At 62.2% G+C, this 14,211-nt stretch carries 10 protein-coding genes; 9 read left to right on the top strand and 1 reads right to left on the bottom strand.

All coding sequences use genetic code 11. From position 1 onward, the window contains the following. The first annotated feature begins 12 nt into the window (after positions 1 to 12). Both choW and choV read left to right on the top strand, forming a co-directional pair. The gene (gene choW / locus G7025_RS19350; RefSeq protein ID WP_016972877.1) at positions 13 to 858 is read left to right on the top strand and encodes a choline ABC transporter permease subunit; all 846 of its coding nucleotides are present in this window, start codon (positions 13 to 15) and stop codon (positions 856 to 858) included. Further along, positions 855 to 2,033 carry a choline ABC transporter ATP-binding protein gene (gene choV, locus G7025_RS19345; RefSeq protein ID WP_181080702.1) on the top strand — a complete coding sequence of 393 codons (1,179 nt, stop codon included), beginning with the start codon at positions 855 to 857 and terminating at the stop codon, positions 2,031 to 2,033. The genes choW and choV overlap by 4 nt, the downstream gene beginning before the upstream one ends. Positions 2,034 to 2,124: 91 nt before the next feature. Here the strand turns inward: choV and G7025_RS19340 are convergent, their stop codons facing one another. Beyond that, complete coding sequence (locus G7025_RS19340) at positions 2,125 to 4,059, bottom strand: BCCT family transporter (protein WP_308811978.1); 1,935 nt, start codon at positions 4,057 to 4,059, stop codon at positions 2,125 to 2,127. A gap of 386 nt (positions 4,060 to 4,445) precedes the next feature. On the opposite strand from G7025_RS19340, the gene betI reads away from it, so the two are divergent. The 7 genes from betI to mdtD all read left to right on the top strand — a co-directional run bounded on the left by betI (position 4,446) and on the right by mdtD (position 14,027). Next, positions 4,446 to 5,039: a transcriptional regulator BetI gene (gene betI / locus G7025_RS19335; protein WP_181080700.1), complete on the top strand. Its 594-nt coding sequence runs from the start codon at positions 4,446 to 4,448 to the stop codon at positions 5,037 to 5,039. 109 nt (positions 5,040 to 5,148) lie between these two features. Then, positions 5,149 to 6,621, top strand: coding sequence for a betaine-aldehyde dehydrogenase (gene betB / locus G7025_RS19330; RefSeq protein WP_181080699.1), 1,473 nt, complete (start codon positions 5,149 to 5,151; stop codon positions 6,619 to 6,621). A 114-nt stretch (positions 6,622 to 6,735) separates the two neighbouring features. Further along, positions 6,736 to 8,439, top strand: coding sequence for a choline dehydrogenase (betA, locus tag G7025_RS19325; protein ID WP_181080698.1), 1,704 nt, complete (start codon positions 6,736 to 6,738; stop codon positions 8,437 to 8,439). A 204-nt stretch (positions 8,440 to 8,643) separates the two neighbouring features. Beyond that, positions 8,644 to 10,086: a TldD/PmbA family protein gene (locus G7025_RS19320; RefSeq protein WP_181080697.1), complete on the top strand. Its 1,443-nt coding sequence runs from the start codon at positions 8,644 to 8,646 to the stop codon at positions 10,084 to 10,086. Next, positions 10,086 to 11,402, top strand: coding sequence for a TldD/PmbA family protein (locus G7025_RS19315; protein ID WP_181080696.1), 1,317 nt, complete (start codon positions 10,086 to 10,088; stop codon positions 11,400 to 11,402). Before G7025_RS19320 ends, G7025_RS19315 begins: the two co-directional genes overlap by 1 nt. Positions 11,403 to 11,694: 292 nt before the next feature. Then, positions 11,695 to 12,585, top strand: coding sequence for an alpha/beta fold hydrolase (locus tag G7025_RS19310; RefSeq protein WP_181080695.1), 891 nt, complete (start codon positions 11,695 to 11,697; stop codon positions 12,583 to 12,585). Between the two features lie 35 nt (positions 12,586 to 12,620). Further along, positions 12,621 to 14,027: a multidrug transporter subunit MdtD gene (gene mdtD, locus G7025_RS19305; RefSeq protein ID WP_181080694.1), complete on the top strand. Its 1,407-nt coding sequence runs from the start codon at positions 12,621 to 12,623 to the stop codon at positions 14,025 to 14,027. Positions 14,028 to 14,211: the final 184 nt, after the last annotated feature.

Below are 14,211 nucleotides of genomic sequence, written 5' to 3'. Positions count from 1 at the left end.
ACATTCACTACCATGCTGACTGAACAGAAAATCCCACTAGGCCAGTACATCGCTGCCTTCGTCGAATGGTTGACCCAACACGGCGCCAACTACTTCGACGCAATCGCATCGACACTGGAAACGATGATCCACGGCGTGACGTTTGCGCTGACCTGGTTCAATCCGCTGGCATTGATCGGTCTGATTGCGCTGCTGGCTCACTTTATTCAACGTAAATGGGGCCTGACTGTTTTTGTCATCGCCTCCTTCCTGCTGATCCTCAACCTGGGGTACTGGCAGGAAACCATGGAGACCCTCGCACAGGTGCTGTTCGCCACCCTGGTCTGCGTGGTCATCGGCGTGCCGCTGGGCATTGTTGCCGCGCACAAGCCACTGTTCTACACCATGATGCGGCCGGTACTCGATCTGATGCAGACCGTACCGACCTTCGTCTACCTCATCCCTACCCTGACCCTCTTCGGGCTGGGTGTGGTGCCCGGGCTGATTTCCACGGTGGTGTTCGCGATTGCCGCGCCGATCCGTCTGACTTACCTGGGTATCCGCGATGTACCGCAAGAGTTGATGGACGCCGGCAAGGCCTTTGGCTGCTCGCGCCGTCAGTTGCTCTCGCGCATTGAACTGCCCCACGCCATGCCGAGCATTGCCGCCGGCATTACCCAATGCATCATGCTGTCGTTGTCGATGGTGGTGATCGCGGCCCTGGTGGGTGCCGACGGCCTCGGTAAACCGGTGGTCAACGCACTCAACACCGCCGACATCGCCCTGGGCTTTGAAGCGGGCCTGGCAATCGTCTTGCTGGCCATCATGCTCGACCGCATCTGCAAACAACCCGATGCCAAAGTAGGGGGTGATGCATGAGCATTATCCGATTCGACAAAGTCGACGTGATCTTCTCCAAAGACCCACGCGAAGCGCTCAAGCTGCTGGACCAGGGCATGAGCCGTAACGAAATCCTGAAAAAGATCGGCCAGATCGTCGGCGTCGAAAAAGCCAGCCTGGACATCGAGAAAGGCGAAATCTGCGTGCTGATGGGCCTGTCGGGCTCCGGCAAGTCGAGCCTGCTGCGCTGTATCAACGGCCTCAACACCGTCAGCCGTGGCCAGCTGTTCGTGGAGCATGAAGGTCGCCAGATCGACATTGCTTCCTGCACCGACGCGGAGCTGAAAATGATGCGCACCAAGCGCATCGCCATGGTGTTCCAGAAGTTTGCCCTGATGCCTTGGCTGACGGTGCGCGAGAACATCAGCTTCGGCCTGGAAATGCAGGGCCGCCCGGAGAAAGAACGGCGCACGCTGGTAGACGAGAAACTTGAGCTGGTGGGCCTGTCCCAGTGGCGCAATAAAAAGCCGGACGAGCTGTCCGGCGGCATGCAGCAACGCGTCGGCCTGGCCCGCGCGCTGGCGATGGACGCCGACATCCTGCTGATGGACGAACCCTTCTCCGCCCTCGACCCGCTGATCCGCCAAGGCCTGCAGGACGAGCTGCTGGAACTGCAACGCAAGCTGAGCAAGACCATCGTGTTTGTCAGCCATGACCTGGACGAAGCGCTCAAACTGGGCAGCCGTATCGCGATCATGAAGGACGGCAAGATCATCCAGTACAGCGTGCCGGAAGAGATCGTGCTGAACCCGGCGGACGACTACGTGCGTACGTTCGTGGCCCACACCAACCCGCTGAACGTACTGTGCGGCCGCAGCCTGATGCGTACCCTGGATAACTGCACACGGGTCAATGGCTCGGTCTGCCTGGACCCGGGCGGCGATTCGTGGCTGGACCTGGCCGAAGGCAACACCATCCAGGGCGCGCGCCAGAATGGCGTGGTGATGAACCTGCAGAACTGGGCGCCAGGGCAAGCAGTGGAAGGTTTGGGCCGCGTACCGACCTTGGTGGACTCCAATATCGGCATGCGCGATGCGTTGCAGATTCGTTACCAGACGGGGAACAAGCTGGTGTTGCATGACAACAACAAGGTGGTGGGGATCCTCGGCGACAGTGAGCTCTACCATGCCCTGCTGGGCAAAAATCTGGGCTAACACACACTGCAAAACAACTGTGGGAGGGGGCAAGCCCCCTCCCACATTTTTTGCCCAGTGGGGTCAGTGACACCACCGGGCTTTCAACACATCAGCTATAGACACGGCCAAGGAGCTGCCGATGGCTTTCAAACTGATCGAGCACATCCCGAGTGATCTGCTCCGAGGTGAAGCCCATCAGGTCGTATTCCTGAGGCCCATTGTGCAGGTACACCTCGGCGCGGTAATAACGCGTGCGCTCTTCTTCGGGCACATCGCTCGGCGCCGACGAGTAAGCATCCAGGCTCACCTCATAGACGAACGGGTTGCCCTCTTCCATCTCGATACGCACGCCAATGCAACGCTTGGATTTACCCAGCAGCGTCTGCACTTGCAGCCCTTGCTCACGCAACGCGACGGCAGCCTCTTCCAGCGCCGGCGTAACGTGCTTGTCCATAAAGCGCTGCACCGTGCCCTGGCTCGGTTGCAGGTCCAGCGCGGTCAAACGCTCGCTGAACCCACGACGCCCGCGTTCGGCCAGTTGCGCCTGCTCCTGTTCGATCGCCGCATCCTGGCGCATGGCCTTGTGCAAACCGAACATGAAGAAAACCAGCACCACCGAGAACGGCAGCCCCGCCAGCACCACCATGGTCTGCATGGCTTCGAAGTTGCCGGCGAACAGCAGGCCGATGGTCACCAGGGTAATCACTGCCGACCAGAAGATCCGCAGCCAGTGCGGCGCATCCTCATCAACGTTGCCGCCCTTGCACGACAGATTGGCCATCATCACCGCGCCGGAATCCGCCGGAGTCAGGAACAGCACAAAGCCCACAAAGATCGACACACCGATCACGACTTTCGACGCGGGGTAATGCTCCAGCAACTGGTAGATCGCCATGGACGGCTGTTCCAGCGCGGTCTTACCCAGCTCCACCGCGCCCTGGTTAAGCACCAGATCCAGTGCCGAGTTGCCGAAGATCGACAGCCACGCCAGGGTAAAGCCCAGCGGGATCAGCAGCACGCCCGCCACCAGTTCACGCACCGTACGGCCACGGGAAATCCGCGCGATGAACATGCCCACGAATGGCGCCCAGGAAATCCACCAGGCCCAGTAGAACAGCGTCCACAGGCCCATCCAGCGTTCGGTCTTGGCGCCGTCGCCTTCGTACACGTACAAATCGAAAGTTTTCAGCACCAGGCCATTCATGTAGTCGCCGATGTTCTGCACGAAGCCGTTGAGCAGGTGCAGGGTCGGGCCGAACAACAACACAAAGATCAACAAACCGCTGAACAGCACGATATTGAGGTTGGACAAGCGACGGATGCCGTTTTCCACCCCCGACACCGCAGCGATGGTGGCCACGGTGCTCATCACGATGATCACGATCAGCAGGTTGGTGTTGCTGTGCTGCATGCCGAACAGGTTCTCCAGGCCGGACGACACCTGCATCGCGCCGATGCCCAGGTTGGTCACCAGGCCCAGCAGCGTCACGAACATGCCGAAACCGTCCACCGCGTGGCCGGCCGCGCCCTTCACCCAGCGCTCGCCTACCAGCGGGTAGAGCGCCGAACGCAGGGCCAGCGGCTGGTTATGGCGATACGCGAAATACGCCACGGCCAGGCCGACCAGGGCGTAGATCGCCCAGCCGTGCAGGCCCCAGTGCAGAAAGGTCAGTTGCAGCGCCTGGCGCGCGGCCAGGTTGCTGCCGGCAACGCCTTCTGGCGGGTTGAAGTAATGATCCAACGGCTCCGAGGCACCGAAGTACAGCAGCGAAATGCCGATCCCCGAGGAGAACAACATGCCGGCCCAGGCGCCGTAGCTGAAGTCCGGGGTGTCGTCCTTGCTGCCCAGCTTCAATTTGCCGTAGGACGAAAACGCCAGCCCGACCACAAACACCAGGTACGCGGCGATGACCACCATGTAGTACCAGCCGAAGCTTTTGGACAGCCAGGCCTGGGCAATCCCGAGCAAGCGCCCGGCCTCCTGCGGGGCGGCGATCAGGACAAGGGTCAACAACAGAATCAGCGCGGTAGAGGTGTAAAACACCCAACCGTTGACCCGGACCTTTTCCGGCGGGGTCTTTATTAGAGAGGCAGAACTCATGGCGCAGATGCTCCGGGCAGTGCGAAAGAGAAACACAAGGCAACGGTTATCCCGGGACATCGATTTTTCGGCAGTCGACGGACGGGTGTTATAAAGACACCCCGAAAATCCCCGCTGCGCCAAAACCGCGGCAGGCCCTTGAGCGGGCCCTTGCAGGGATGTTCCAGGTGTCGGATGTCGCTGGCTGAACGGGCTGAAAACCTGCCAGCAGCGACGATTTGTCGCAGAGCTTATTCTTTGTTGATTGAACGTTCAATCAAAACAAAATAGACTGGCCTTCAAGCCGATGGACGTGATCGCCCGTCGGCAGGCCTAAGGAGACGTGCTACATGCCCAAGGTCGGTATGCAACCCATACGCCGTCAACAGTTGATCGAAGCCACGTTGACGGCCATTGATCAAGTGGGGATGGCAGACGCCAGCATTGCGCTGATCGCCCGCCTGGCCGGTGTCTCGAACGGCATCATCAGTCACTACTTTCAGGACAAGAACGGCCTGATCGCCGCGACGATGCGCTACCTGATGAACGTGCTGATCGAGAACGTCCACGAGCGCAGGCTTGCGTTGGAGGATGACAGCCCACGGGCACACCTTCAGGTGATCGTCGCGGGCAACTTCGACGCCAGCCAGGTCAATGGCCCGGCAATGAAAACCTGGCTGGCCTTCTGGGCCGCCAGCATGCACCACCCGTCATTGCACAGGTTGCAGCGGATCAACGATCAACGTCTGTATTCCAACCTGTGCTGCCAGTTCCGCCGGGCGCTGCCGCTGCCGCAAGCACGCAGCGCGGCCCGCGGCCTGGCGGCATTGATCGACGGTTTGTGGTTGCGCGGCGCCCTGTCGGGAGACGCTTTCGACACGGAGCAGGCGCAACGCATCGCTTACGAATACATGGATTTCCAATTGGCCAAGCAGGTGAGTTAGAGCCCTTATAAATGCTCAACCCCTGAACGTCTGCCACGCAGTGATGCCACACCCTCATGGCCCGCTGTCGGCAGGTAACGCCAACCACTTATGCACTTGCGAGGACTTTATGGCCCGTTTCGACCTGCAAAAACTCTACATTGACGGCGGCTACAGCGACGCTGGCAGCGATGCCACCTTCGAAGCCATCAACCCGGCTAACGGTGAAGTTCTCGCCCAAGTGCAACGTGCAACGTTCGAGGACGTTGAACGTGCCGTGGTCAGCGCTGAAAAAGGCCAGAAAATCTGGGCCGCCATGACCGCCATGGAGCGTTCGCGCATCCTGCGCCGTGCCGTCGACATCCTGCGCGAGCGCAACGATGAACTGGCCGCACTGGAAACCCTGGACACCGGTAAAGCCTTCTCCGAAACCAAGTACGTCGACATCGTCACCGGCGCCGACGTGCTGGAGTACTACGCTGGCCTGGTGCCGGCCATCGAAGGCGAGCAGATCCCGCTGCGCGACACCTCGTTCGTCTACACCCGCCGCGAGCCACTGGGCGTGGTCGCCGGTATCGGCGCGTGGAACTACCCGATTCAGATCGCCCTGTGGAAATCCGCCCCGGCCCTGGCCGCCGGCAACGCGATGATCTTCAAGCCGAGCGAAGTCACCTCCCTGACCACCCTGAAACTGGCCGAGATCTACACCGAAGCCGGCGTTCCAGCGGGTGTGTTCAACGTACTGACCGGCAGCGGCCGTGAAGTCGGCACCTGGCTGACCGAGCACCCGCGGATCGAGAAAGTCTCGTTCACCGGCGGCACCGACACCGGCAAGAAAGTCATGGCCAGCGCGTCGAGCTCGTCGCTCAAGGAAGTGACCATGGAACTGGGCGGCAAGTCGCCGCTGATCGTGTTCGACGATGCCGACCTGGATCGCGCCGCCGACATCGCGATGATGGCCAACTTCTACAGCTCCGGCCAGGTCTGCACCAACGGCACCCGCGTGTTCGTGCCCAAGCACCTGCAGGCGGCATTCGAAGCCAAGATCGTCGAGCGCGTAGCCCGCATCCGTGTTGGCGACCCGCAGGATGACAACACCAACTTCGGCCCGCTGGTCAGCTTCGCCCATATGGAAAGCGTGCTGGGCTACATCGCCAAGGGCAAAGAGCAAGGCGCGCGCCTGCTGTGCGGCGGCGATCGCCTGACCGACGGCGATTTCGCCAAAGGCGCCTATGTCGCCCCGACCGTGTTCACCGACTGCACCGATGACATGGTGATCGTGCGTGAAGAAATCTTCGGCCCGGTGATGAGCATCCTCACCTACGAGACCGAAGAAGAAGTGATCCGCCGCGCCAACGACACCGACTTCGGCCTGGCCGCAGGCCTGGTGACCAAGGACCTGAACCGCGCCCACCGCGTGATTCATCAACTGGAAGCGGGCATCTGCTGGATCAACGCCTGGGGCGAATCCGACGCGAAGATGCCGGTGGGCGGCTACAAGCAATCGGGCGTGGGTCGTGAGAACGGCATCAGCTCGCTGAACAACTTCACCCGCATCAAATCGGTACAGGTTGAGCTGGGCGATTACGCATCAGTGTTCTGATGAGCCTCAAGCGGCGAGCTTCAAGCTGCAAGCTCGCCGCACCTCCCAGATACACCGCTCGCTGCTCTTTCTTGCAGCTTGAAGCTTAGAGCTTGCCGCTCTAAAGGAGACCCCATGACTCAAGAATACGACTACATCATTGTTGGCGCAGGTTCTGCGGGCAACACTTTAGCAACCCGCCTGACCGAAGACGAAGGCGTCACCGTCCTGCTGCTGGAAGCCGGCGGCCCCGATTATCGTCTGGATTTCCGTACCCAGATGCCGGCCGCCCTGGCGTTCCCGCTGCAGGGTCGTCGCTACAACTGGGCCTACGAGACGGATCCGGAGCCGCACATGGACGGCCGCCGGATGGAATGCGGTCGCGGCAAGGGCCTGGGTGGCTCGTCGCTGATCAACGGCATGTGCTACATCCGTGGCAACGCCATGGACTACGACAACTGGGCAAAGCTGCCGGGTCTGGAAAACTGGACCTACCTCGACTGCCTGCCGTACTTCCGCAAGGCCGAAACCCGCGATATCGGCCCCAACGATTACCACGGTGGCGACGGTCCGGTCAGCGTGACCACGCCCAAGGCCGGCAATAACCCGCTGTTCCACGCCATGGTCGAAGCCGGCGTGCAGGCCGGCTACCCGCGTACCGAAGACTTGAACGGTTACCAGCAGGAAGGTTTCGGCCCCATGGACCGTACCGTCACGCCGAATGGCCGTCGCGCCAGCACTGCACGCGGTTACCTGGACACGGCTAAAAAGCGTTCGACGCTGACCATCGTCACTCACGCCCTCACCGACAAAGTCTTGTTCGAAGGCAAGCGCGCGGTGGGCGTGCGTTACCTGATCGGCGCCGCCGAAGAACGCGTTGAAGCCCGCGCGCGCAAGGAAGTGCTGGTATGCAGCGGCGCCATCGCCTCGCCGCAGTTGCTGCAACGCTCCGGCGTCGGCCCGGCCAAATTGCTGGAAAGCCTGGATATCCCTGTGGTCCACGACCTGCCCGGCGTCGGCGAAAACCTGCAGGATCACCTTGAGCTGTACCTGCAATACGCCTGCACCCAGCCAGTATCGCTGTACCCGTCGCTGCTCTGGTACAACCAGCCGGCCATCGGTGCCGAATGGCTGTTCAACGGCACCGGTATCGGCGCCAGCAACCAGTTCGAAGCGGGCGGGTTTATCCGTACCCGTGAAGAGTTCGAATGGCCGAACATCCAGTACCACTTCCTGCCGGTGGCGATTAACTACAACGGCAGCAACGGTGTGAAAGAGCACGGTTTCCAGGCGCACATGGGTTCCATGCGCTCGCCGAGCCGCGGCCGCGTCCAGCTGAAGTCGAAGAACCCACGGGACTACCCGAGCATCCTCTTCAACTACATGGCCACCGAACAGGACTGGCAGGAATTCCGCGACGGCATCCGCCTGACCCGGGAAATCATGCAGCAGCCGGCGCTGGACCCTTACCGTGGGCGCGAAATCAGCCCAGGCATCGACGTGCAAACCGACGAGCAACTGGATAAGTTCATCCGCGAGCACGCCGAAACCGCGTTCCACCCGTCCTGCTCGTGCAAGATGGGCACCGACGAGATGGCGGTGGTGGACGCCGAAGGCCGCGTGCATGGCATGCAAGGTCTGCGTGTAGTCGACGCGTCGATCATGCCGATCATCACCACCGGCAACTTGAACGCGCCGACGATCATGATCGCCGAGAAAATCGCCGACAAGATCCGTGGCCGCCAGCCGCTGCCGCGCAGCACCGCCGACTACTACGTGGCGGGCGACGCGCCGGTGCGTGGCAAGCCGTTGCGTGAAGTGGGGCCGACTGCGCAGTAACCCACTCCCTGTGGCGAGCGGGCTTGCCCCGCGCTGGAGTGCGTAGCGCTCCCAAGATTTTTGGGGCCGCTGCGCAGCCCAGCGCGGGACAAGCCCGCTCGCCACAGGGGCACTTGTCACAAAGAATCACCTTTCCTTGATCAGCCCCCAGCCCGGGCCTACTCTGTTGCCTGCCCGCACCGAGCCGCCCACAAGGAAGGCCCCATGTTCGACCACCACGCCACACTCAAAAAACATTTCGGTGCCCTGCGCACCACCGCCGACTTCTTCTCCCTGCGCTACGTGCGCGAATCCGGCCAGTACCTGTCGGTGCGCAAGAATGTCGCCGAACCACCGCACCTGAACCACGACGAGGGCGTCATGCTCACCGTGCGTCTCAACGGTGTGGAAGCCTACGCCGCGACCCACGATATTTCCCTGGCCGGCCTGCAAGCCGCTCTTGAACGCGCCGAACAACAGGCCCTGCTGATCAAGTCCCATGCGCTGCTCGACCTGCGCGACCAGCACGCGTCCAGCGACGTTGCCGACTACCTGTCTCCCGAACTCGACCAGCCCTTCCCTTCCCTGAGCGACTGCTACCAACTGCTGGGCGACGAGTCTGCCGCCGTGCCGAAAGACGATCGCCTGGTCAGTTGGGACGTCAGCCTCGGCCTGACCCACGTCGAGCAGATCTACCTCAACAGCGCCGGCGCCGAGCTGCGCCAGGCTCAGCGTTTTGTGTTCCCTGGCGTGAGCGTCACCGCCTACGACAGCAATGACAGCCAGACCCGCACCCTGGGCGGCAGCAACTTCGGCCAGCAAGGCGGTTATGACGTGATCAGCCGCTTCGGCCTGATCGGCGCCGCGCCACGGGTGGCCGACGAAGCCCTGCAACTGCTGCTGGCGCCCAATACGCCCCAGGGCCCGCGCGACCTGCTGCTGATGCCCGACCAGATGATCCTGCAGATCCACGAGTCCATCGGCCATCCGCTGGAGCTGGACCGCATCCTCGGCGACGAGCGCAATTACGCCGGCACCAGTTTCGTCAAAGCCAGCGACTTCGGCCACCTGCAATACGGCTCCAGCCTGCTCAACGTGACGTTCGACCCAAACATCCCCGAACAGCTCGCCAGCTACAGCCATGACGACGACGGCACCCGCGCCAGCAAACAATTCCTGATCCGCGAAGGCTTGTTGCTCAAGCCGCTGGGCGGGGCGTTGTCGCAATTGCGCGCCGGCATGGGCGGTGTGGCCAACAGCCGCGCCAGCAGTTGGAACCGCCCACCGATCGACCGCATGGCCAACCTGAATATCGAGGCCGGCGACCAGAGCCTGGCACAGCTGATTGGTGGTATCGAAAGCGGCATCCTGATGTCGACCAACCGTTCGTGGTCCATTGACGACGCGCGCAACAAGTTCCAGTTCGGCTGCGAATGGGGCCAGTTGATCGAAAACGGCGAACTCAAAGGCGTGGTCAAGAACCCCAACTACCGCGCCATTTCCGCGCAATTCTGGCGCAACCTCAGCGCGGTGGGCGACGCCAGTACCTTTCAGGTGCTGGGCACGCCCAACTGCGGCAAGGGCGAGCCCAACCAGGTGATCCGCGTCGGCCATGCCTCGCCGGCCTGCGTATTCAGACATGTCGACGTATTCGGGGGAGCTGCCTGATGCATGATTTCAAGGCATTGGTGGAGTGGCTCAAGCAGGCCCTCACCGACCAGGAACAATTTCACCTCGGCTACGCGGCGGAAGCCTCCGAGTTCGTGCGTTTCAATCATGCCAAGGTGCGCCAGGCAGGGCAGGTGCAGCAGGCCAGCCTCAATCTGAAACTGATCAGCGACGGCCGGCATGCCGACCTCGCCATCACCCTGGCCGGCGAACCTGCGCTGGACCGTCAGCGCCTCGCCGAAGGTTTGCAGCAACTGCGCGAAACCTTGCCGTTGTTGCCGCAGGACCCGTACCTGCTGCTCAACCCCACCGCCTGGCAAAGCAGCAATGAGCAGGCTCGGCCGTTGCCCGAGCTGGCTCGGGTGCTGCAAGACATCAGCCAGGCCGCCGACGGTGTTGACCTGGTCGGCATCTATGCCGCCGGCCCTATCAGTCGTGGCTTTGCCAGTTCAAACGGAGCGTTCGGCTGGCACCAGGCCAATAGCTTCAACTTCGATTTCAGCCTGTTCCATGCCAATGGCGAAGCGGTCAAAGCCAGCTATGCCGGGCACACCTGGGACAGCGTCGAATTCGCCGCGCGCCTGCAGCAGGCGCGCGAGCAATTGGCATTCCTCGACCGTGCGCTGCACCCGTTGCCGCCCGGCCAGTACCGCGCCTACCTGGCGCCCGCCGCGCTGGAAGAAATCATCAGCATCATCACCTGGGGCGGGTTCTCCGCCCAAGCCATCGCCAGCAAAGGCAGCTCGCTGCAACGGCTGTACGCCGGTGAGCAACACCTGAGCCCGCTGGTGACGGTAAGCGAACAGATCAGCGGCTCCCTGAGCCAGGCGTTCTCCACAGAGGGCTACCCGCGCAGCGACGTGACGCTGATCAACGCCGGCAAGGCCTGCGGCCAACTGGTCAATTCGCGCAGCGCCGCCGAATACGGCCTGAGCGCCAACGGTGCCAGCAGCGACGAATCCCCCAGCGCCCTGCAAATGGCGGCGGGAAGCCTGGCCCAGGCCGATATTCTCAAGCAGCTGGGCACCGGGTTGTATATCAGCAACCTGTGGTACCTGAACTACTCGGACCTGCCGGCCGCACGCCTGACCGGCATGACACGCTTCGCCACGTTCTGGGTGGAGGACGGCGAGATCAAGGCGCCCGTCAGCACCATGCGCTTTGATGACAGCGTCTACAGCCTGCTCGGTTCCCAATTGGAAGCACTGACCGCCGAGCGAGAGTTACTGCTGTCACCCAGTACCTACGGTCAGCGCAACACCGCTTCCAATCTGTTACCGGGGGCGCTGATAAAGCGCCTGACCCTGACGTTGTAAATACCTCCCTGTGGGAAGGAGCCTGCTCCCGATAGCGGTGTATCAGCCACGCACTGATTGACTGACACCGCTACCGGGGGCGAGCCCCTTCACACATTGTCTTGTGCTGATTTCAGACAGCTCGGTTTTACCCGTTCCTACGGTCATTTCTCTTGCGCACCGTGCGCGCGGGCGGCCTGTTGTCGCCTGTGGAAAACCTCGTTATAAGGGTTAGTGGCATCCCGCCACCTCGCCCGCGTGCCTGCACGCACTGCATGACCTTGTCCGGGGAAGGACAAGCTGGAGCGTTGACATGAACCATGGAAGTTTTGTCATTGAACAGCTGTACAAGCACTACAACGTCCACGTAGAGCGACTGGGAAACGATCCACACAAGAACACCGTCCTGCTGGTCAACGGAGCGCTCGCCACCACGCGTTCCTTTGCGCGTACCGGCAAGTGCCTGGCCGAGCACTTTAATGTGCTGCTGTTCGACCTGCCGTTCTCCGGTTATTCGCGCGAACACAACCTCAACCTCGACCTGGTCACCAAGGACGACGAAGTGCAGATCCTGCGGGCGCTGGTGGAGCGCTTCGAGGTCAACCATCTGGTGTCGGCCTCCTGGGGTGGCATTTCCACCCTGCTGACCCTGGCGCATAACCCACCCTCCATCAAAAGCTCGGTAGTGATGGCGCTGGCGCCCAACCTCAACCAGGCCATGCTCGACTACGTGGAGCGCGTGCGCGTGCTGATCGAGGCCGATGACAAGTCCGCCGTCGGCCATTTGCTCAACGAAACGGTGGGCAAATACTTGTCGCCGCGCCTCAAGCGCAACAACCATCGGCACCTGTCGAGCATGGCGACCACCGAGTACCGCCAGGCGCGCTTTCATATCCACCAGGTAATGGCGATGGGCGACGGCAACTACCTGCCGGCGCTGCGGCAAATCGAAACGCCGGTGCATTTCCTCAACGGCGCGCTGGACGAATACACCCCCGCTGCCGACGCTCAACTGTTCAAGCAGTATGTGGGGCGCAGCAGTTATTCGGTGGCGCAACACACCGGTCACCTGCTGGATCTGGAATCGCGCGAAGCCGCCCTGGCGGTGCATCGCGCGCTGTTGGATTTCCTGGTGGGCAAGCACGCGGTGTTGTCGGATTTAGACGAACCGCCAGTGGGAAAAGGCGCCACGGATGGCGCATAATCGCCGACACATAGCCGGCTGACAAAAGGTCCCCCATGCCCGATCGCGCCCCTCTCGATGCCAAGACCGCCCGATGGCTCCCCTGGGTGGTGGCGATTGCCTTCTTCATGCAGTCGCTGGATGGGACGATTCTGAACACCGCCCTGCCGGCCATGGCCCGGGATCTCGCGGAAAACCCGTTGCGCATGCAGGGGGTGGTGATCGCCTACATGCTCACCGTCGCCTTGCTGATCCCGGCGTCGGGTTGGATCGCCGACCGTTTCGGCACCAAGAAGATTTTCTTCGGCGCGATCATGCTGTTCAGCATCGGCTCGCTGCTGTGTGCGCTGTCCAGCAGCCTGACCATGCTGGTGGGCGCGCGCGTGGTGCAGGGTTTGGGCGGCGCACTGATGCTGCCGGTGGGGCGCCTGGTGGTGCTGCGCGCCTACCCGCGCTCCGAGCTGGTGCGGATCATGGGCTTCATTACCATCCCTGGCCTGCTCGGCCCGCTGCTTGGCCCGACCATGGGCGGCTGGATGGTGCAATACCTGACCTGGCACTGGATCTTTCTGATCAACCTGCCGGTGGGCATACTCGGGTGCTATGCCGTGTGGAAATTCATCCCGGACCTGCGCGGCAGTGAACGCACGCGCTTTGACGGGTTGGGTTTTGTGCTGTTTGGTGCGGCGATGGTGCTGATCACCATCGCCATGGAGGGCCTGGGCGAACTGCACCTGCCGCATCTGCGGGTGATGTTGCTGCTGTTCGGCGGGCTGGCGTGCCTGGCGGCGTACTGGCTGCGCGCCGGGCATATCGACAACCCGCTGTTCTCGCCGGTGTTGTTCAAGACCCGCACCTTTGCCGTGGGCATTCTGGGCAACCTGTTCGCGCGCCTGGGCAGCGGCGCGCTGCCGTTCCTGGTGCCGCTGCTGTTGCAGGTGGCGCTGGGGTATTCGCCGTCGCAGGCGGGCATGAGCATGCTGCCGTTGGCGGCGGCCGCGATGTTCGCCAAGTCCGTGGCGCGGCCGCTGATCGAACGCCTGGGCTATCGGGTGGTGCTGACCGGCAACACATTGGCGCTGGGCATCATGCTGGCGAGCATGGGCCTGGTCAGCGAGCAGACACCCTACCCTCTGCTGCTGGGCATGCTGGCAGTGCTCGGGGCGATCAACTCCCTGCAGTTCACCGCGATGAACACCGTGACCCTGATCGACCTTGACGATGCCCAGGCCAGCAGCGGCAACAGCCTGCTGTCGGTGGTGGCGCAACTGTCCCTGAGCCTCGGCGTGGCCTGCGCCGGTGCGCTGCTGGGCGGGTTCACCGCCGAAGCCGGCAACGACGGCGTCAACAGCGTGCTCGGCGCGTTCCAGTTGACCTTCCTCACCGTGGGCGTCATGGCAATGCTGGCGGCGGCGATCTTCCTGCAACTGGAGCCTAAAGGCAGCCTCAAGCGGCAAGCTTGAAGCTGCAAGAAAAGCTTCAAGCTTGCCGCTTGCCGCTCATAACTTGCCGCTGCCCCCCATCCCCTCGTCTGAACCATGCGAAAAAACCTACGGGGGGCTGCTACACTGCGCGACATTTTGTTTTGCAGAGCCAGTCCCGTGACTACCATCGCCACCGCTTTTAATACTTTGCCCCTGTCCGCCG

The sequence above is a fragment of the Pseudomonas lurida genome, from assembly GCF_013522705.1.
Lineage (GTDB): Bacteria > Pseudomonadota > Gammaproteobacteria > Pseudomonadales > Pseudomonadaceae > Aquipseudomonas > Aquipseudomonas quebecensis.
The sequence above is the reverse complement of the archived record's forward strand: the minus strand, read 5'-3'. Positions and strand labels throughout refer to the sequence as shown.

What these genes read in the sequence shown, in the direction of transcription:
- choW (WP_016972877.1), top strand. Translation starts at nt 13, where the DNA reads ATGCTGACTGAACAGAAAATCCCACTAGGCCAGTACATCGCTGCCTTC.
- choV (WP_181080702.1), top strand. Translation starts at nt 855, where the DNA reads ATGAGCATTATCCGATTCGACAAAGTCGACGTGATCTTCTCCAAAGAC.
- betI (WP_181080700.1), top strand. Translation starts at nt 4,446, where the DNA reads ATGCCCAAGGTCGGTATGCAACCCATACGCCGTCAACAGTTGATCGAA.
- betB (WP_181080699.1), top strand. Translation starts at nt 5,149, where the DNA reads ATGGCCCGTTTCGACCTGCAAAAACTCTACATTGACGGCGGCTACAGC.
- betA (WP_181080698.1), top strand. Translation starts at nt 6,736, where the DNA reads ATGACTCAAGAATACGACTACATCATTGTTGGCGCAGGTTCTGCGGGC.
- G7025_RS19320 (WP_181080697.1), top strand. Translation starts at nt 8,644, where the DNA reads ATGTTCGACCACCACGCCACACTCAAAAAACATTTCGGTGCCCTGCGC.
- G7025_RS19315 (WP_181080696.1), top strand. Translation starts at nt 10,086, where the DNA reads ATGCATGATTTCAAGGCATTGGTGGAGTGGCTCAAGCAGGCCCTCACC.
- G7025_RS19310 (WP_181080695.1), top strand. Translation starts at nt 11,695, where the DNA reads ATGAACCATGGAAGTTTTGTCATTGAACAGCTGTACAAGCACTACAAC.
- mdtD (WP_181080694.1), top strand. Translation starts at nt 12,621, where the DNA reads ATGCCCGATCGCGCCCCTCTCGATGCCAAGACCGCCCGATGGCTCCCC.